Source organism: Streptomyces sp. NPDC052687, from assembly GCF_040678395.1.
Lineage (GTDB): Bacteria > Actinomycetota > Actinomycetes > Streptomycetales > Streptomycetaceae > Streptomyces.
The window spans coordinates 55,101-73,954 of record NZ_JBFATR010000027.1 but is presented as its reverse complement, the minus strand read 5'-3'; the positions used below and the strand labels follow the sequence as shown (position 1 = coordinate 73,954).

Annotated in this window: 16 protein-coding genes; 2 read left to right on the top strand and 14 right to left on the bottom strand. The window is 72.9% G+C overall.

The genetic code is table 11. The features are described from left to right. Positions 1-90 precede the first annotated feature (90 nt). On the bottom strand, positions 91-1,059 hold the full coding sequence (locus AB0K92_RS21655) for an alpha-L-glutamate ligase (protein WP_365925177.1): 969 nt from the start codon (positions 1,057-1,059) through the stop codon (positions 91-93). Positions 1,060-1,652: 593 nt separating this feature from the next. On the opposite strand from AB0K92_RS21655, the gene AB0K92_RS21650 reads away from it, so the two are divergent. After that, entirely contained in the window at positions 1,653-2,156 is a 504-nt protein-coding gene (locus AB0K92_RS21650) for a DUF6069 family protein (RefSeq protein ID WP_365925175.1), read from the top strand. A 408-nt stretch (positions 2,157-2,564) separates the two neighbouring features. Here AB0K92_RS21650 and AB0K92_RS21645 read toward each other — a convergent pair whose 3' ends face one another. Both AB0K92_RS21645 and AB0K92_RS21640 read right to left on the bottom strand, forming a co-directional pair. Next, positions 2,565-3,401, bottom strand: coding sequence for a hypothetical protein (locus AB0K92_RS21645; protein WP_365925173.1), 837 nt, complete (start codon positions 3,399-3,401; stop codon positions 2,565-2,567). Further along, complete coding sequence (locus tag AB0K92_RS21640) at positions 3,398-3,727, bottom strand: hypothetical protein (RefSeq protein WP_365925171.1); 330 nt, start codon at positions 3,725-3,727, stop codon at positions 3,398-3,400. The genes AB0K92_RS21645 and AB0K92_RS21640 overlap by 4 nt, the downstream gene beginning before the upstream one ends. Positions 3,728-3,826: 99 nt before the next feature. Here AB0K92_RS21640 and AB0K92_RS21635 point away from each other — a divergent pair, with 99 nt between their 5' ends. Next, a complete protein-coding gene (locus AB0K92_RS21635; protein WP_365925169.1) occupies positions 3,827-6,904 on the top strand; it encodes a CHAT domain-containing protein in 3,078 nt (1,025 codons plus the stop codon). Between the two features lie 59 nt (positions 6,905-6,963). Here AB0K92_RS21635 and AB0K92_RS21630 read toward each other — a convergent pair whose 3' ends face one another. The 11 genes from AB0K92_RS21630 to AB0K92_RS21580 all read right to left on the bottom strand — a co-directional run bounded on the left by AB0K92_RS21630 (position 6,964) and on the right by AB0K92_RS21580 (position 18,271). Beyond that, positions 6,964-7,989 carry a peptidase gene (locus AB0K92_RS21630; RefSeq protein ID WP_365925167.1) on the bottom strand — a complete coding sequence of 342 codons (1,026 nt, stop codon included), beginning with the start codon at positions 7,987-7,989 and terminating at the stop codon, positions 6,964-6,966. 166 nt (positions 7,990-8,155) lie between these two features. Next, positions 8,156-9,529, bottom strand: a complete 1,374-nt coding sequence (locus AB0K92_RS21625; protein WP_365925165.1) for an NtaA/DmoA family FMN-dependent monooxygenase — start codon at positions 9,527-9,529, stop codon at positions 8,156-8,158. 11 nt (positions 9,530-9,540) lie between these two features. Continuing rightward, positions 9,541-10,740 (bottom strand): LLM class flavin-dependent oxidoreductase, encoded by a 1,200-nt coding sequence (locus AB0K92_RS21620; RefSeq protein ID WP_365925163.1) that lies wholly within the window; start codon positions 10,738-10,740, stop codon positions 9,541-9,543. Positions 10,741-10,812: 72 nt separating this feature from the next. Next, complete coding sequence (locus tag AB0K92_RS21615) at positions 10,813-11,700, bottom strand: glutathione S-transferase C-terminal domain-containing protein (protein WP_365925161.1); 888 nt, start codon at positions 11,698-11,700, stop codon at positions 10,813-10,815. 507 nt (positions 11,701-12,207) lie between these two features. Further along, complete coding sequence (gene ssuE / locus AB0K92_RS21610) at positions 12,208-12,765, bottom strand: NADPH-dependent FMN reductase (RefSeq protein WP_365925159.1); 558 nt, start codon at positions 12,763-12,765, stop codon at positions 12,208-12,210. A gap of 33 nt (positions 12,766-12,798) precedes the next feature. Further along, on the bottom strand, positions 12,799-13,779 hold the full coding sequence (locus tag AB0K92_RS21605) for an ABC transporter substrate-binding protein (protein ID WP_365925156.1): 981 nt from the start codon (positions 13,777-13,779) through the stop codon (positions 12,799-12,801). 73 nt (positions 13,780-13,852) lie between these two features. Next, entirely contained in the window at positions 13,853-14,617 is a 765-nt protein-coding gene (locus AB0K92_RS21600; RefSeq protein WP_365925154.1) for an amino acid ABC transporter ATP-binding protein, read from the bottom strand. Next, complete coding sequence (locus AB0K92_RS21595; RefSeq protein WP_365925152.1) at positions 14,614-15,552, bottom strand: amino acid ABC transporter permease; 939 nt, start codon at positions 15,550-15,552, stop codon at positions 14,614-14,616. The genes AB0K92_RS21600 and AB0K92_RS21595 overlap by 4 nt, the downstream gene beginning before the upstream one ends. 3 nt (positions 15,553-15,555) lie before the next feature. Continuing rightward, positions 15,556-16,500 carry an ABC transporter substrate-binding protein gene (locus AB0K92_RS21590; protein ID WP_365925150.1) on the bottom strand — a complete coding sequence of 315 codons (945 nt, stop codon included), beginning with the start codon at positions 16,498-16,500 and terminating at the stop codon, positions 15,556-15,558. Next, positions 16,497-17,042: a GNAT family N-acetyltransferase gene (locus AB0K92_RS21585; protein ID WP_365925148.1), complete on the bottom strand. Its 546-nt coding sequence runs from the start codon at positions 17,040-17,042 to the stop codon at positions 16,497-16,499. The genes AB0K92_RS21590 and AB0K92_RS21585 overlap by 4 nt, the downstream gene beginning before the upstream one ends. After that, positions 17,039-18,271: an LLM class flavin-dependent oxidoreductase gene (locus tag AB0K92_RS21580; RefSeq protein WP_365925146.1), complete on the bottom strand. Its 1,233-nt coding sequence runs from the start codon at positions 18,269-18,271 to the stop codon at positions 17,039-17,041. Before AB0K92_RS21580 ends, AB0K92_RS21585 begins: the two co-directional genes overlap by 4 nt. Positions 18,272-18,854 lie beyond the last annotated feature (583 nt).

Below are 18,854 nucleotides of genomic sequence, written 5' to 3'. Positions count from 1 at the left end.
CTATCGTCACTCTCTCACCGCGCTGATACCAGAGGTTGCGCGTTTCGTAACCCAGGCGTGAGGTTCGCCGAGGGTCACGACGCTCCGGGCTCAGGCGGGCAGCCGCCGGTCCGGGGCCGGTGCGCGGCGGGCGGACAGGGCGGACAGGTGCGCCTGGATGTACGGCACGGCCACCAGCGGGAGTTCGCCGTTCACGAAGGCGGGATGCACATTGACCTCGAAGACCACGCCGCCGTTCTCGATCGCCAGGTCGACGCCGGCGAACGGCAGCCCGACCGAGGCGGTGGCGGCGACGGCCAGCCGGCCCAGCGGCGCGGGCAGGTCGGCGGGGGCGATGTGCACCGGGGTGGCGCCCTGGCAGGTGTTGCAGGGGGTGTCGGGTTCGGGCTGGATGTGCTCGCGGGCGTGGATCACCCGGTCGTGCAGCACGAAGACCCGGAACTGGTGGCGGCGGCCGTCGGGCCGGAAGTTGCCGGCGTCGCGGGACAGCAGCCAGTCGGTGTCGCGCTCGGCGTAGTAGGCGGCGGCGTGCTCCAGTTGCTCCTCGGTGGTGATGTGGAAGGTGTCGTCGCCGCCGGTGCCGATCACGGGCCGGGCCCAGGTGTCGCGGCCCAGCTTGTCGAAGGCGGCGGCGGCCTCGTGCGGCGCGGGCCGGGACAGGACGACGGTCTCCATGTGGGCGATGCCGTCGCGGCGGAAGCGCTCCACGGTGCGGTCCTTCTCGGTCGCGGTGCGCCAGGCGGCGGTCCCGGTGCCGAGGGTGACCACGTCGTGCTCGCGCAGCAGCCGCTGGAAGGCGGCCAGGGCGCGGCGGCGGTGCGGCGGGATCTCGTAGAGCACGACGATGTCGGGCACGACGTCGAGGCGTTCCGCGGGCACCCGCAGCCGTAACCGGTCTCCGGCGCGGGCGGCACGGCCGGATCCGCCGGCGGCGAAGTGCCGGGAGTCGATCCGCACCGGCGGGGCGCCGGTGAGCAGTTCCACGGCCCGGGCCAGGTAGTCGGCGCAGCCCTCGGGTGAGGTGGGGTCGGCGATCAGGGCGATGCACGGTCGGGACACGGCGGCCTCCAGTGGTTCTCCAAGCGCACGGTGCCGCGCGCACTCGGTCGCGGCCCGAGCGAACTCACGGGGTGGTGTCTGGGGTGCGGCGGTCGGCGGCCCGTCGCTGCCGGCTGCTCCGCCCGGAACCAGCGGGCCGGTACGGAGGCGTGCCGCCACACTGTAGGCGCCCGGCGGACACCCCGGACAGGGCGCATGCGTGGGCGGCCGCCTGCTCCGGGCTCTGCGCCGTACGCAACCGTGCGTGCGCCGTCCCACGCCTTCGGCCGGTTCAGGCCACGGGGCCGGTCGTCCGGTGGTGGGGTCTCGGGGTGCGGTCCCGTGATGCGGTTCGGTCGTGCGGTTCGCGGCACCGACCGGGCCGCGTAGCGGTCGCGCAGGCGAACACCGCCGTCACGTGCGCCCGTTCGGCGGGCGGCGCCCGGGGTGGGGTGCGCGCGGGCTGGGTGGGTGCGGGATCGGTGGCGGGATCGGTGGGGTGCGCGCTGCCCGGTGAGTGCGCACCCGGCTGCCCCGAACGGGCCAGCGCGGGCGGTGCCCCGGCGGCGAGGGGGTACGGATAGCGCACCCCGTACCGAGCGAGGAGACCGAACGTGCAGCCCTCGAACCAGCCCTACGGTCCGCAGCAGACGCCGTACGGCGGTGGCCCCGCCACGGACGCCCCGCCGCCGCCCGCGCCCCGGCTCGACGCCGTCCGGCTGTGGGCCGGCGGTGTCATCACCGCCGGGGTCGCGGGACTCACCGCCGTGGCCGCCGTACTGGTGGTGCGCGGGACCCTCGCCATCCCGGTGTTCGCCCCGCGGGGGGCCGGCGCGACGGGTGACGCGTCGACCGGGCTGCTGGCGGCCGGTGCGGCGGTCGCCGCGCTCGCCGCGACGGCGCTGCTGCATCTGCTGATCCTCAGCACCCCGCAGCCGGCCCGGTTCTTCGGCTGGATCATCGCGCTGGTCACGATGGCGATGATGCTGCTCCCGTTCCGTACGGGGGCGCCGATGGACGCCAAGGTGGGCAGCGCGGTGGTGTACCTGGCGATGGGCGCGGCCATCGGGTCCCTGCTGTCGGCGGTCGCCCGGGGGGCCACCCGGCGTGCCGCCTGAGGCATCACCCGACGGGTCCCCGGACGGGTCACCCGACGGACGGCCTGATGGGTCACCCGACGGACCGCCCGGTGGGTCACCCGACGGACCGCCCGGTGGGTCACCCGGTGAACCGCCCCGGCGCCGGGGTGGCGGGACCGGCCGCGCTCGCGCCGGCCGAGCCCACTGTGCCGGCGGTGCTGCGCACGCGCGGCTACGTCCGGCTGCTGCTGTTCAGCGTGACCCGTTGTTCACCTCCGGGAGCCGGCACCGGGCGGTCGACCGCGGCGGCCGGGGCGTGAAGACAGCCGACGCCCCGCCGCCGTCGAAGCCGGCCAGGCGGCTGCGGCGGCCCCGCAGGTGGTGGTCGATCCGGCCCGACGGCTGCGGGAAGACCGCGCGGACTGACGGCGGGAGTGTCCCGTAAGGTCACGCCCCTTTGCGGAGGCGTTCGCTGATCTGTCTGCCGAGAGCGGGTGTGACGTGACCGGAAGGGAGCTCCACGCCGAGCGACAGGGCGAGGTCGGCCGCGTAGAGGTCGACGGCCGATTCGGTGAGGTCCGCCAGGTTGGCCGCCGCTTCCCGGCCGCGGCGCCGGCCGACGAGGATGAGAGCGGCACCGGCCAGGGCGGCGGGCCACCACTGCGTGCCCAGGGAGAGGTAGAGCAGGCCCCAGCCGCTCTGCGTCGAAGCGCCGGTCAGCGCATCGCGTGCGGTGATCAGGTCGTTGCGGCAGTTGTCCGGCAGGAGGACCCACAACCGGGGCCAGGCGAAGGGGAAGTCGAGCCCGTACTGGCCGTGGACGCGGACCCCCACGGCCCGTAGCCGGTCACCGATCCACGTCGGTCTGTCCGGCAAGGTGAGCGCGATGGCGTTGCGGGCGTGGGCGAGCGCGGCGCGATCGGCGCCTGAAACGCCCCTCCACCGGTCGCGGCGCCGGCGGACGAACCGGTCGGTCAGCCATGCCGGGCCCGACATCAGCCACACCCACTCCACCACGGCGCCGAGCCCGCGCGCCAGCAACCCGACGGCCGCGCCCGCCCCGAGGAGCACTGCGGCCAGCAGGACGGCCGACACCGGACGGTGGTCGTAGTGAGCCGTGAAGTCCTCGGCGGCACGGACCAGCCGCCGCCAGTCGAGGGCGTCGCGGTGGCCCAGCACGGAACCCGCCGCGGTGAGAGCGGTGAAGAGCGCGCCCGGCAGGGCGAGGAGGCTCACCCACCGTTCGGCGAGCTTCTTGCCCAGCTCGGACAGGAAGGCGTTCATCGGAAGGACATCGGCTCGTCGAACACGAGGCATTCGGGCAGCGGGCCGCCCGGCTCGCGGACCTCCGTGCGCGAGCAGTGCCGGCCCGGACAGGTGTAGGTTCCGGGCGGTGGCGGCGCGGGCTCCTGGCCGGGGACCGGGGCGTATCCCCGTGACCGCACCGGCAGGCCCAGGTGCCCGTAGACCACTTCGACGACGGCCGTCACCGGCCGCGCACCGTCTCGCACATCGTCCAGGACACGGGCCAGTTCCGGCCCCCACCCCTCCTCGGTCGCCCGCGCACGCGCCTCCGGCAGGCGACCGCAGACCCACATGAGCTCATCCACCCATTCCCCTCCCCCACGCGCCTTCTGCCGAATAGTCTCATTCGTCTACCGAGTGAGTCATGAGTTCGGCGGCATTCCACGCGGCCGCCTGGGGGGGCAATGAGCATCGAGGAACTCACGTTCGACATGGAGGAATTATTCAACTCCTTCACATCCCAGGGTGATCCGGCCGTGCTGCGTGAACCGGAGGCGGAGCGACTGACCGAGCGCCTGTACTACTCCGTCGACTGGTACGCGCCCTGCACGGAGGCGGTGGACAGCGCGCGGGCGCTCAACATCGCCATGCTGCTGGCACCGTTCTACTGGTCGCGTTTCGAGTACGACAGGGTGCGCCAGGACGCCGACCGTGCCTTGTTCTTCTACCGGCTGGTCAGCCAGGTGGCCCCGCACCACGTGCCCGATGCCCTGCTGGAGATGTACGCGGGGCAGGGGAACCCGGTGAGCGAGGGGCTGTCGACGCGCGAACTGGCCGCCTACACGGCGCACGGCGTCCACCTGCTGAAGGAAGCGGAGACGAACGGAGACCCGCGCCTGCTCGACGACGCCGTCGCCGTGTGCCTGTTCGCCGCGCGCGCCAATCCGCGCGAGGATGTGACGTGGGCGGAGTCCCTGATCACGCTCGGCAACGTCCTCACCCGCCGATACGAGTACACCGGGAACGCGGATTCGCTGAAGCGGGCCTTCTTCGTGACGGTCAAGGCCGCGCAGGCGATCCCGGAGGGCGACCCGTGCCGGCTGAAGGCCTCCTCCGGCATGGGGCACATCGCGATCCGGATGTACCAGCGCACGGGCGACCTCGACGAGCTCGACCTCGCGGTGCGAGCCCTCCGTGAGGCAGCGTACGAAGCCCCCGACGACGACCCGCACCGTGCCGCATTCCTCACCAACCTCAGTTCGGCGCTCAGCCACCACTACCACCACACCGGCCGCGTCGACTCCGCCAACGAGGCGCTCGAAGCACAGTTCGAGGCAGTACGCATCACCCCGCGCGACCATCCCGACCTGCCGAGCCGGCTGACGAACCTGGCGGCCGCGCTGCAGAGTCACCCCGGATCCCTCCCCCCGGAGGCCGACCGCTACGACCAAGCGGTCACCGTGCTGCGGGACGCCCTCTCCCTCCTCGCCGACGGTCACCCCGACCGGCCCGGCTCCCTGCGTCTTCTCGCCGTCGCCCTCCAGGCCCGCTTCACACACCAGCGCGATCCACGCGACCTGACCGAAGCCGTCGCGGTCGCCCGGGCCGCGCTCCTGGCCGGCTCGCCCGACGGCTATCAGCGGCCGAACCTGCTCCGAAGCCTCGCCGACTCCCTGCGGAAGTACGCCCGCCACTTCTCCGAGCCCGACGTCCTGGGCGAGGCCGTCGAGGCGCTGCAGGAGGCCGACGCGCTCCTGCCCGAGGACCATCCGGACCGCACTGACGTCCTCGCCACGCTGGGGTTCCTGCTGCGGGAACGCTTCGACACCACCGCGGACCTCGCCGACCGCGACGAGGCCGTTCGCGCCCTGCGCGCCGCCTCCGCCGTCGACTCCGCGCCGGCCCGGGACCGCACCCGGGCTGCCGCTGCCGCCGGGCACATCGCGGCCGAGGCCCAGGACTTCGCCGGCGCCGTCGAGTCCTTCGCCCTCGCCCTGGAGCAGCTGGAGCTGACCGCCTGGCGGGGCCTGCGGCGCGACGACCGGGAACGGCTGATCGCGCAGTTCCCTCACCTGGTGGCGCACGCGGCCGCCGTCGCCGTACGGGCCGGTCAGGCCGAACGCGCGGTGGAACTCCTCGAACAGGGCCGCGGCATCCTCCTCGCCCAAGCCCTGGAGACCCGCACCGACCACAAGTCACTGCTCGCCCGTGCCCTGGAGAAGCACGCCGACCACGAGGCGCTGCTCGCCCAGGCATCTCGGCTCGCCGACGAGCTGCGTCACGTGCTCGACGAACTGGACCGGCTGCCGGACAGCCCGTACGGCTCGGCCCCGGCGGACGTGTACGACCGGCGACGGGCGAACGAGCGGCGAGCGGCCCTCGCCCGGCAGCGGGAGGAACTCCTCTCCGGCATCCGCGAACTGCCCGGGCTCGCCGGCTTCCTGCGTCCGCCCTCCTTCGACACCCTGCGTGCCGCCGCGGACCGCGGACCGGTGGTGCTGCTGAGCGCGAGCGAGCACGGTTGCCACGCCCTCCTCCTGACCACGGCAGGGGTGCGGGTCCTCACCCTCGCGCTGGAGGACGTCGAACTGGCCGAGCACGTCGACCGGTTCACCAGAGCCGTCGGTGGGGAAACCTCGCCGCTGACGGCGCGAACGACGATCGAGGAAACCCTCACCTGGCTGTGGGACGCTGTCGCCGAGCCGGTGCTGGAAGCGCTGGGTCATACCGAGCCGCCACGCCCCGGGGCGGAGTGGCCCCGCCTGTGGTGGTGTCCCACCGGCCTGTTCACGCTGCTGCCGCTGCACGCAGCGGGGCGCAAGGTCCCGCACGACGGCGGCGACGCCGTGCTGGACCGGGTCGTCTCCTCCTACACGCCCACGCTGCGCGCCCTGCTGCACGCGCGGAACCAGCCGCCGCACCACCAGCGGTCCTCAGCCGGAGGGCACGGCGCCCGCGGCCTCATCGTCTCCCTGCCCTCGACTCCCGGGTGGGCCGACCTCCCGGCGGCCGAGCGCGAGGCCCGGGAGCTGCACCACCGGCACCCGGACGCCGAGCTCCTCACCGGCCCGGCCGCCACCGCGCCCTCGGTTCGGGAGGCGCTCGGCCGCTGCTCCTGGGCCCACTTCGCCTGCCACGGCATGCAGGATCTGGGACGTCCCTCGCGCGGCGCGCTGATCCTGCACGACGGCCCGCTGACGCTGCGGGACATCGCCAGCCTCCGGTTGCCGCACGCCCGGTTCGCGTTTCTCTCCGCCTGCGAGACCTCGCGCGGCGGCATCGTCCTGGCCGACGAGGCGATCAGCTTCGCCGCCGCCCTCCAGCTCGCCGGCTTCCCGGACGTCATCGGCACGCTGTGGTCCATCGACGACACCCTCGCACCGGACGTCGCCGGCCTCGTGTACGAGGACCTGCCCTGCCCGCCCCGGCCCGACACCTCGCCCGACCCGGCGGCCGCGCTGCACGCCGCGGTACGGGCCGTACGGGCGAAGCAACCCCGGGCCGTGACGAGGTGGGCGCCGTACGTGCACGTAGGTCCGTGACCGGCCGGTGCTCGTGTTCGCGGGGCGGGCATCCGGTTCACGAGCCGGCCGGATCTGCTCTACGAGATCTGGGCCCTGTCGTACAGGGCCTTGGCCTCGTTGCCGAAGTACGGGCCGAACATGCGGTTGGGCAGGAACGTGTAGCCGAAGCTGTTCACCGAGACCTGCAAGCCCTGCCCGGTCGCCTCGCTGAAGCCGGTGAACCAGGGGCCGCCGCTGGAGCCGCCGGTCATGTTGCAGGCGAGGCTGTGGTCCTGCGAGAGCAGGAAGTCCCTGGAGCTGTTGCCGCTGCAGTAGATCAGCTTGCTCCCGTCGTACGGGGAGGCGGCCGGGAAGCCGAAGGCGTACATCGGCTTGTTGTAGCCGCCGTTGAACTGGATGCCCTGCGCGCCGACGACCGAGGTCAGCCGCTGTCCGTTCAGCGGGGCGACGACCGCCGCGCCGATGTCGTGGTTGATGTCCTCGCTCGCCTCCCACTGCGGGGTGGTGAGCGTCTTGGTCGCGGTCCACTGGCCGTACGGCGCGTTGCCGTTGTCGTAGGCGGGCACGAATACCCAGTTGGTGTGCCAGCTGCCCTGGTACTTGACGCAGTGGCCGGCGGTGATGACGGTGCTGGCGTTCTGGCTGGTCACGGCGTTGCCGGAGCAGGAGGCGGTGCGGCCCTGGAAGGTGAAGAACACCCGTCCGGACGTCTTGACGACCGCGCCGCCGCCGGTCCACGGGCCGCCCGCCTGCGGGAAGGCGGCGGGGGCCGCCGTGGGCGCGACGGTCGTCACCGGTCCCTCGGCAGCCCCGGGGGTCTTCAGCCGCTGGGCGGCGCGCGGGGTCAGGAGCAGGTCGAGCGGGGTGGCGCCGCGCATGCGTTCGGCCGTCCAGAAGGTGCGGGACGCGCGCTGTTCGGCGAGGGAGGGCGTGCGGGCGGGTATGCCGGAGCCCCGGGCGGGGCTCGGGGACGTGGGGCGGGCGGACTGTGCCGGCCTGGTGCCGGCGTCGGCCGCGGTGGCCGCTCCGGCCTCGACGAGGGCGCCGGTGAACAGGGCGGCCACGGTCAGCAGAATGCCCGCGGCGGTGCGATGGCGTCTCACGCATGTCTCCTTCTGCCGTGCCCCGACGTCCTCGTCCGGGCAGGGTGGGGGTGCGAAGAGCGGTGCGGATAGACGTGCGTGAGGCAGCGTGCCACGAAACCTTGCGCTTGTCAGGGGCGCGACAACGTGTATTTCCCGGCGTACGCGGATCCAGGGCGAGGAAGCGTCATGAGGCCGCCCGCTCGGCGGCCGCGGCGTCGGGGTGGGCGAGGCCCAGGTGGTCGCGCAGGGTGGTGCCCTCGTACTCGGTGCGGAACACTCCGCGTTCCTGGAGGAGCGGCACGACCTTGTCGGCGAACTCGTCCAGTCCGCCCGGGGTGAGGTGCGGGACGAGGATGAAGCCGTCGGCGGCGTCGGACTGCACGTACTGGTCGATGGTGCGCGCGACGGTGTCCGGGGAGCCCACGAAGTTCTGCCGGTTGCCGGTCTCGATGACCAGGTCGCGGATGGACCAGTTGCGGGCCGCCGCCAGTTCCCGCCACTCGCGGGCGGTGGCCAGCGGGTCGCGGTACATGCGGACCTGGGCGCGGCCCCGGGCGATGTGGTGGCCGGAGAGGTCGGGGTCGATGTCGGGGAGGGGGCCGTCCGGGTCGTAGCCGGACAGGTCCCGGTTCCAGACGAACTCCAGGTGCCTGAGGGCGGTGGCGCCGCTGACCTGCCGGCGGCGTACCTCCCTGGCGTGTTCCTCGGCCTCGGCGTCGGTGTCGCCGAGCACGAAGGTCGCGGCGGGCAGGATGAGCAACTGGCCCGGGTGGCGGCGGTACTTGGCGAGGCGGGACTTGACGTCGGTGTAGAAGGCGCGACCGGAGTCGAGGTCGGCGTACCGGCTGAAGATCGCGTCCGCCGCGGCGGCGGCGAACTCACGGCCCTCCTCGGAGTCGCCGGCCTGGAAGATCACCGGCCGGCCCTGAGGGCTGCGCGGGACGTTGAACCGGCCGTGGATGTCGAAGTGCCGGCCCTGATGGACGAAGGCGCCGGCCTTGGCGTCGCGCAGGAAGGTGCCGGTCGCCCGGTCGGCCACGATCTCGTCGCCCCGCCAGGAGTCGAACAGTTCGGTGGCGGTGGCCAGGAACTCCTTGGCGCGGGAGTAGCGCTCGGACTCGGGGAGGAAGCCGCCGCGGCGGAAGTTCTCCCCGGTGAAGGCGTCCCAGGAGGTGACGACGTTCCAGGCGGCCCGCCCGGCCGAGAGGTGGTCGAGGGTGGCGAACTGGCGGGCCACCTCGTAGGGCTCGTTGAAGGTGGAGTTGATGGTGCCGGTCAGACCGAGGCGGTCGGTGACGGCGGCGAGCGCGGACAGCACGGTGAAGGTGTCCGGCCGTCCGACGACGTCGAGGTCGTATATCTTGCCGCCCTGTTCGCGCAGCCGCAGTCCCTCGGCGAGGAACAGGAAGTCGAAACGGGCGCGTTCGGCGGTGCGCGCGAAGTGCGCGAAGGAGGCGAACTCGATGTGGCTGCCTGCCCTCGGGTCGCTCCACACGGTGGTGTTGTTGACGCCGGGGAAGTGGGCGGCGAGGTGGATCTGCTTCAGCGGCTTGCTCATGGGCGCGCTCCTCAGGCGGCGTAACGGTTGGCGGGGCGGGGGAAACCCAGGAGGCCGCGCAGGGTGTCCGCCTCGTAGGTGTCCCGGAAGACGCCCCTGCGTCTCAGTTCCGGTGCCAGTCCCCGGGTGATCTGACGCAGGTCGTGGCCGATGGCGCCGGGGCGCAGCCGGAAGCCGGCCAGTCCGGCGGTCGCGAGTTCCTGGAGGTGGTCGGCCAGCCCCGCGGGCGTGCCGGTGAAGATGTCGGCGTCGCTGGTGTACGGGTGTCCGGCCAGGTCGTCCAGACGGGCCCGGCGGTCCTCGGCGGCCGCGGCACTGTCGTCGAGGAAGACGACCAGGTCACCGAAGACGTGCACCGGTTCCGCCGCGCGGCCCGCCGCGCTCTGGGCGGCGCGGATCTCGGCGACGGCGGCGCGGGCGTCGTCGACGCCGCGCGGGGTGACGTAGCCGATGTCGGCCGAGCCGCCGACGAGCCGGTACGGCACGCTCCGGTGGGCGAGCGCGGTGACGAGGGGCTGGCCCTGCGGCGGGCGAGGGGTGATGGAGGGGCCCTTGACGCTGAACCAGCGGCCCTGGAAGTCGATGTAGTGCAGTTTGTCGCGGTCGATGAAGCGGCCGGTGGCGACGTCCCGGATCTCGGCGTCGTCCTCCCAGCTGTCCCACAGGCGGCGCAGCACCTCGATGTAGTCGGCGGCCTCCGCGAAGAGGTCCTCGAACAGCTCACGGCCGGAGGGGGTTTCCCACTGGTCGGGAGTGAGCCGGGGGAAGGCGCGGCGGCCGAAGTGGTCCGCCTCGTCGGGGCGCGCGGTCACCTTCAGGCGCAGTCCGGCGCGGCCGGTGCTGACGTAGTCGAGGGTGGCGATCGCCTTGGACGAGTGGAAGGGCTCGGTGTGGGTGGCGATCACGGTCGGCACCAGCCCGATGTGCCGGGTGAGCGGGGCGACCCGGGCGGCGACGAGGACCGCGTCGAGGCGGCCCTGGACCCGGTCGGTGCGGTCGTCCGGCTCCGTCGGGTGGGAGGACTGCGGCCCGAGTCCGTCCTCGAAGGTCACGAAGTCGAGCAGGCCGCGTTCGGCCTCGGTGACGAGGTCGGCCCAGTAGCCGGCGGTGAACAACTCGTGCGGGCGGGCGCCGGGTTCGCGCCAGGCGGCCGGGTGCCAGCCCGCGCCGTCCAGGGCGACGGCGAGGTGCAGGGGTGCGGAGGGGGACACGGGAGGCGGTGCCTTTCTCGTCGGGGCCGGGAAGGGCCGGCCCTCGTGCGGAGGGCCGGTGCGGGCGGGGTGTCAGGGACGGCAGAGGGAGGAGGAGCGGCCGGTCCCGTCCGCGATGTGGGCGGCCCAGTCCAGGATCTGTACGGCCGCGCCCGCGGCCTCCAGTCCCTGGCAGCGCGCGTGGTGACGGCGGGCGATGCCCGGCAGGTCGAGGTGGCGGCCGAAGGCGGGGTGGGCGGCGAGCCGGCGGGCGTACGCCCACAGGTGCGGGTGGTCGGCGATGCGGTGGACGGCGGCGGCGTCCAGGTGGCGGCGGTGGACGAGGTCGAGCTGGACCAGGGTGACCCACACCTGCACGTCGGCCACGGTCATCCGGTCGCCCAGGACGTAGTCGTGGAAGCCGAGCCGTGCCTCCCACTGCCGCAGCGTGCCCAGCAGCCGGGCGAGCGCGGTCCGGCGTTCGCCGGCTCCGGCTCCCGCGCGGCCCGCGCTCTGGGCGGCCTCCTCCACGCCGTACGCGCACAGGTGCTCGACGGCCGCGATCTCCGCGTCCGCGCCGCGCGGCCACAGCTCGCGGCGGTCCCGGCCGAAGTGGCGGGCCATGTCCCGCAGGATGTCCGGGGCGTGGGTGCTGACGATCCGTCCGGTCCAGTCGTCGCTCAGCACGGGTGCCGTGGCGGGGCCGGGGTGGTGGTGGGAGCTGGCCTCGTACAGCGGGCGCAGCGCCAGGTGTTCGCCGCCGGGCCCGTCCGGCACGGGCGCGAGCAGCGTCACCGGGAGGGTGTCGTCGAGGCCGAGCAGGCTGTGCGCGACGGCGAGACGGAGCGAGTGCGGACAGGACGGCGAGAGGTGGAGGCGGTAGCGGCGGGCGACGGCGTAGTAGCCGCTGTTCGCGTCGCAGCCGATCCTGCCCCGGAAGGAGGGCAGGGGCGGCGGGCTGGTCAGGGGTGCGGCGGGCATGTGTCTCCCTGGGTCCGGATCCGGCTGGAGGTGCGCGCGCGGGCGGCGCAGGGCGCACGGGAGGCGGGGAGGGACGGCCGGCGGCGCGGTCCTGCCCGTGCGCGGGAGGGTGCCGTGGGCACCCGTCCGTCAGTGGAGCGGGCTTGCCGCGCTGCAGACGCGCAGGAGATCGATGTGGCGGCGGGAGGTCAGGAGCAGAGCCGGGCGCCCCGCGCGTGCCGCGCGGTCCGCGGACGACTCCGGACGCTCCATCATTTCCTACCTGTCCGCTAGGGAATCTCTCAGGGAGTGTCGGTCCGCCGTGGTGTTCCGTCAAGGGGGCGTGGACGGCTCGGGCCTTTCATGGTCGTGCGGTGCGTGGCCGCTTCCGGGTGGGCGGCCGCGCCTGCGTGCGGGCGGTCCCGCCTTCGTGCGGGCGGTCCCGCGTCCGGGCGGGCGGTCCCGCGTCCGGGCGGGCCGGCGGGAGCCGGTCGCCGGCTGTGGGGACCGACGGGCTCCCGCAGGTACTCATCCGGCGGCCGCCAGCAGGGTCCTGCGGCCGTCGAGGGCGGCGGAGAACTGGTCGACGACGTGGACCAGGGCCTCGGCGGCGCCGGGGGCGACGGAGAGCTTGCCGTCCTCCGTCACCGCGATGTCCTTGTCGAGGGTGAACCAGCCCTGGACGATGTGTCCGGCGCCCATGGAGCTGAGCACCGGGCGCAGGGCGTAGTCGATGGCGAGGACGTGCGCGGTGGTGCCGCCGGTGGCCAGCGGCAGCACCGTCTTGCCGGTCAGGGCGTACTGCGGCAGCAGGTCGAGCAGGGACTTCAGGAGCCCGGAGTAGGCCGCCTTGTAGACGGGGGTGCCGATCACCACGCCGTCGGAACGGGCGAACAGGGCGGTCGCCTCGGCGATCGCCGGGTGCCGGACGTCCGCGCCGAGCAGCGCCTCGGCGGGCAAGGTGCGGACGTCCAGCGGGATCACCTCGTGCCCCTGGGCCGTCAGCCGCCGGTCCAGATGGCGCAGCAGCCGGGCGGTGCGGGAGGTGGCGGACGGGCTTCCGGAGACGGACAGGACGGTGGCCATGGGGAACCCTTCGGTGTGGGTCGGGCGGGGTGGCTACTGGGCGGTCTTGGGCAGTCCGGGCGGGTTGATCTCGGACTTGGTGACGGCCTCGTCGGACAGCCCCCAGCGCTTGAGGACCTGGTCGTAGGTTCCGTTGCGGATGATCTCGTTCAGCGCGGCGGCGAGCGGCTTCACCAGGCCGCTGTCCTTCTTGGTGGTGGCCGCGATGAGGCCCTGGAGGTCGGCTCCGGCGCCGGAGTAGGTGCCGACGACCTCGGTCTTGCCGGTGGTGGCCGCGTGGTAGGCGGCGGTGGGGTTGGGACCGAGGTAGAGGTCGATCCGGCCGGACTGGAGGGCGAGGTAGGTGTCGCTGTCGTTCTGGTAGTACTTGATGTCCACCGGCTTGCGGCCGGCCTTCTCGTTGTCCTCGCTCCACTCGATGAGCAGCTTCTCCTGGTTGGTGCCGCTGCTCACCGCGACGGTCTTGCCGGCCACGTCCTCCGGCCCGTCGACCTGCAGGCCGCTGCCCTTCTTCGCCTCGAAGCCGAGGTTGTCCTCGCGGTAGGTGGCGAAGTCGTACTTCTCCTTGCGTTCCTCGGTGACGGTGATGTTGCTGAAGCCGACGTCGTACTTGGCGCTGTCCAGGCCGACGAAGATGTTCTCCCAGGAGACGGTGTTGAGGTGCGGCTTCAGGCCGAGCACGTCGGCGACGAGGTAGGCGATGTCGGGTTCGACGCCGATGACGGTCTTGTTGTCGGTGGCGAAGAAGGTGAGCGGCGCGGCGGACCCGGAGGAGTCGACGATCTCCAGGGTGCCTCTCTCGCGTATCTCCGCGGGGACCTGGGCGGCGATGGAGTCGACCTTCTCGGTGGTGACGCGGTCCTGGTCGGGGCTGGTGTTGATCTTGGTCTTGGTGCCCTTGGTGTCCGCGACCTCGGTGGTGCCGCCGTCGTCGGGGTTGGCGCAGGCGGCGAGGACGAGGGCGGTGGCGAGTCCGAGGGCCGCTGCGGTGGTACGGCGGGCGAGGGTGGACACGGTGGTTCTCCTTGCGTACGGAACGAGATGAGAGATGCGGGATGCGGGATGAGAGCGGTCGGGAAGGAAAGGGTCAGAGGACCTTGGAGAGGAAGGCGCGGGTGCGTTCGTGCCGCGGGGTGTCGAGGACGGCCGCGGGCGGCCCCTGTTCCACGACGACGCCGGCGTCCATGAAGACGACGGTGTCGGCGACCTCGCGGGCGAAGCCGATCTCGTGGGTGACGACGATCATGGTGGTGCCGCTGGCGGCCAGGTCCTTGATGACGTCGAGGACTTCACCGACCAGCTCCGGGTCGAGCGCGGAGGTCGGTTCGTCGAACAGCAGCACCTTGGGTTCGAGGGCGAGCGCGCGGGCGATGGCCACGCGCTGCTGCTGACCGCCGGACAGCTGGCGCGGATAGGCGTCGGCCTTGTCGGCGAGGCCGACCCGGTCGAGCAGCCGGCGGGCCGTCTCGGTCACGCTCGCGCGGGGGCGGCGCAGCGCGGAGACGGGGGCCTCGACGATGTTCTCCAGCACGGTCAGGTGCGGGAAGAGATGGAAGTTCTGGAAGACGAACCCGATGTTGGTCCGCTGCTTCAGGACGTCCTTCTCCTTCAGCTCGTGCAGCTTGTCCCCGGAGCGGCGGTAGCCGACGAGTTCGCCGTCGATGCTGATCCAGCCGCGGTTCACCTTCTCCAGGTGGTTGATGGTGCGCAGCAGGGTCGACTTGCCGGAGCCGGACGGGCCGAGGATCACGGTGACCTCACCGGTGCGGACCTGGAGGTCCACGCCGCGCAGCACCTCCTGCGGGCCGAAGCTCTTGTGGACGCCGTGGACGTCCACCATGACCTGACTCATCGGCTCTCTCCCAGGGTTCTCACGAAGCGCCGGGCGCGCTCGAGCGGGGTGGGGGGCGGGGTGCGGTTCGCGCCGCGGGCGAAGTGCCGTTCGACGTAGTACTGGGCGACCGACAGCACGGTGGTCAGGACGACGTACCAGGCGGTGGCGACGAGCAGCAGCGGGATCACCCGGCCGTTGCGGCCGTAGATCACCTGCACCTGGTAGAACAGTTCGCCGATCGCCATGACGTAGACCACCGAGGTGCCCTTGAGGAGGCCGATGATCTCGTTGCCGGCCGTGGGCAGGATGGCCCGCATGGCCTGGGGCAGCACGATCCGGCGGATCTGGCGCAGCCGGGGGATGCCGAGCGCGGCGGCGGCCTCCAGCTGGCCCGGGTCGACGGCGAGGACACCGCCGCGGACGATCTCGGCGGCGTAGGCGGCCTGATGGAGCGTCAGTCCGATGACGGCGGCGCCGATGGTGCCGATCAGGCTGTTGCTGTCGACGGACCAGAACACCGGGCCGAAGGGGATGCCGACGCCCAGCCGCTCGTACAGGGCGCTCAGATTGAACCAGAACACCAGCTGGACGATCATCGGGATGGACCGGAAGATCCAGATGTACGTCCACGCCACGGTCCGCAGCACCGGGCTGTGCGACAGCCGCATGAAGGCGAGCACGGTGCCGAGGAGGAAGCCGAGGACGGTGGCGTAGGCGGTGAGCTGGAGGGTGACCCACACGGCCTGGACGATCGTCTCGGAGAAGACGTAGTCGGCGAAGACGTGCCATTCCCAGACGGGGTTCGTGGCCAGGCCGTGCGCGAACTGGGCGACCAGGACGAGGACGGCGACGGCGGCGGCCCAGCGGGCCGGGTGCCGGGCGGGGACGATCTTCAACTCGGTGGCCGTGTCGTCCCGTCGTCTGGCGGGCGCGGAGAGGGTGTCGCTGCTCATGGGTCACCTGTGCTCGGGCGGATTGATCCGCGAGGCGTCGATCGCGGAGGCGGTGGTGCCCCACTTGTCGAGGATCTTCGCGTAGGTGCCGTCCTCGATCAGCTCGTTGACCGCGGCCTGGAAGGCCTTGGTGAGCGGGGAGCCCTTCTTGAAGGCGAAGCCGACGTCGAGGCGGCGGTACTCGCCGAGGAACGTGGTGCGGGCCGCGGGCTGGGACGCCTGGTGGCGCAGTCCGTTGATGGTCGACATCACCACGTCGATCCGGCCCTGCTGGAGGGCGGTGACGATCGCCGCGTCCTCCGAGTACACCTTCACGTCGTACGGCTTCTTGCCGGCCTTGGCGCACACGCCCTTCTCCGCTTCGAGGGTCGCCTCGAAGGTGGTGCCGGCGCTGGTGCCGACGGTCAGCCCGCACAACCGGGTGAGGTCGGTGACCTTGCCCTTGAGGGCGGTGCTGCCCTTCCTGACGGCGAAGCCCTGGCCGTCGTTGATGTAGGTGACGAAGTCGATCCGCTTCAGGCGCTCGGTGGTGACGCCGAAGTTGCCGGTGCCGACGTCGTACTTGCCGCTGCCGAGGGAGGGCAGGATCGACTCGAACGAGGCTTCCTGGCGGTCCAGTTTCACGCCGAGGACCTTGGCGACCGCGTCGGCCAGGTCGATGTCCAGGCCGGCGGGCGGCTGGTCGGAACCGTTCGGGTAGTACGCGCTGGGCGGGTCACCGATGGAGCTGCCGACGCGCACGGTGCCCGACTCCCGTACGTCGGCGGGCAGCAGCGCGGCGATGGAGTCCACGGTGCGCACGGCGGCCACGGGGTCCTGGGTCGGCGCGGGGGACGCCTGGGCGCCCACGGCGGTGGTGCCGGGTGCGCCGCCGGAGCCGCAGGCGGTCAGCGCGAGGAGCGGCAGCAGGGCCAGGCCGAGGGCGGACGCGGTGGTGCGGGGGTTCACAGGGTGGCCGCCTTTCCCGTGGGTGCGGTGGTGCGGACGGCCGCTCCCGCCCGCCGGTTCGCCGGCAGGTGCTTCTCGAAGGGCAGCGGGCCGATGGTCTCGGGGTCGGCGTCCGTGTCGAAGAGGGGGGTGTAGCCGGTCGCCAGATACAGGGCGCGCGCCTCGGGCTGGCGGGGGCCGGTGGTCAGATGGACGCGCCGGTAGCCGCGGGCGGCGGCCTCGCGTTCGAGTTCGGCGACGACCCGCCGGGCGAGACCGCGCCGGCGGTGCGCCGAGTGCGTCCAGATCCGTTTCAGTTCGGCGGTCTCGGGGTCGTAGCGTCGGAAGGCGCCGCCCGCGACGGGCTCGCCCGCCTCGAGCAGGAGCAGCAGGACACCGCCGTACGGCGCGGTGAACTCCTCGTCGGGGTAGCGGGACAGCTCGGCGTGGGCGTCCTTGCCGTACCGGCGGGAGTACTCGTCGCCGAGTTCGCGCAGCAGGGGCCGCACTCTGGGGTCGGAGACGGGCACGCGCAGGACCGTGAGGTCGGGAGCGGAGGTCACGCGCGCACCGCCGCGAGGGACTGGGGCGCCGCGTCGTGGGCGGCGTTGGGGTCGGCGGCGCGCTCGGCGGTGGCGTCGGCGGTGTGCTCGGCGGTGGCGTCGGCGTCACGCGCGGCGGCGTTCTCCGCATCCCGTGCGGCGGCGCGCTCCGCGTCACGCTTGGCGACCTCCTCGCGCACGATCGGAATCACGTACCGGCCGAAGTCGATGGCGTCGTCCAGCAGGTCGTAGCCGCGCGCGGAGAGGATGTCGACGCCGAGGTCGTAGTAGTCGAGCAGCGCCCGGGCGACCGTCTCCGGGGTGCCGACCAGGGCGTTGGAGTTGCCCGCGCCGCCGGTCGCGGCGGCCGTCGGGGTCCACAGGGCGCGGTCGTAGCGCTCGCCCGCCTCGGCGATGGCGATCAGCCGCTGCGAGCCGGTGTTCTCGGGCGCCGTGCCGCGGTGGTGGCGGACGACTCCCGCCTCGCGGCGCCGGCGGATGGCGTCGACCGTGCGGTGGGCCTTCTCCCAGGCGAGTTCCTCGGTGGGGGCGATGATCGGCCGGAACGCGACCTGGATGCGGGGGGTGTCGGTGCGGCCCGCGGCGCGCGCGGCGGCCTTGACGGCCTCGATCTGCTCGGCCGTCTTCTCCAGGGGTTCGCCCCACAAGCAGTAGATGTCGGCCTCCGCGCCGCCGGCGGCGTACGCGGCGGGCGAGGAACCGCCGAACGAGACGGCGGGGCGCGGCTGCTGCACGGGGAACACGTCGCTGACGAAGTCGTGGAAGCGGTAGTGCTCGCCCTCGTGGTCGAAGGGCTCGTGGGTGGTCCAGATCTTCTTGACGATGCGGATGTACTCGCGGGTGCGGGCGTAGCGCTCGTCCTTGCTGAGGGTGTCGCCCTCGCGGGCCTGCTCGTGGTCGTTGCCGCCGGTGATGAAGTGCACGGTCAGCCGCCCACCGCTGATCTGGTCGAGGGTGGCGAACGTCTTCGCGGCGAACGTCGGGTAGGAGACGTTGGGCCGGTGGGCGAGCAGGATCTGCAACCGGTCCAGCCTGCTCGCGATGTACGCGGCGGCCGGCGCGGGGTCGGGCGAGCCGGAGCCGTAGGCGAAGAGCACCCGGTCCCAGCCGTGCTCCTCGTGAGCGCGGGCGAGACGGAGGGTGTACTCCTTGTCGAAGGCGGCGCCGGAGCGCGGGGTGGTCTCGGAGCCGTCGTTGGTGGCGGCGATGCCAAGGAACTTCACGGGCATGGGAAAGGGCCTTTCCTCGGGTGCGCCGGGGGCGGGGCCGTGCCCGTGGGGGGGGCGTACGGACACGGTGGTGCGGCCCTCGGCGCGGGACCGGGTGGTGAACGGGTGTGACGACGCCCGGACGCGGGCCTCGGGCGGGGCAGGGATGGCGGCAGCGCGGTGGGGCGCGGCTGCGGCGCCGGGGCGGCACGGGTGTGGACGCGGATGCCGACGGCAGGACGGCGAAGGCCGCCCGCCGTCATCGGCCCGTCGCCGGGACGGCCGCGGAGGAGAGGGAGAAGGGGCCGGTCAGACGGCCCTTTGCCGCATCAGGCGCAACACGCGGCGGACCACACGCGACCGAAGTCGATGTGGTCACGGGTGACCAGGCGCTGCTCGGCGTTCATGCGCTTACTTGAGCAGTAGATCGCATGTCTCGTCAACTGCGGCCCGCAGTCCGGACGGTGGCGGACGGGGGTGTGGGACCCGGTTTCCCTAGTTTCCCTATCGATTTACTAGGAAAGTGTTGACGATGGTTCAGAAGGGTGCGCAGGATGAGCGACATGCCCACAGCCCCCGCGCCGCACCGACCCGCCACGGCATC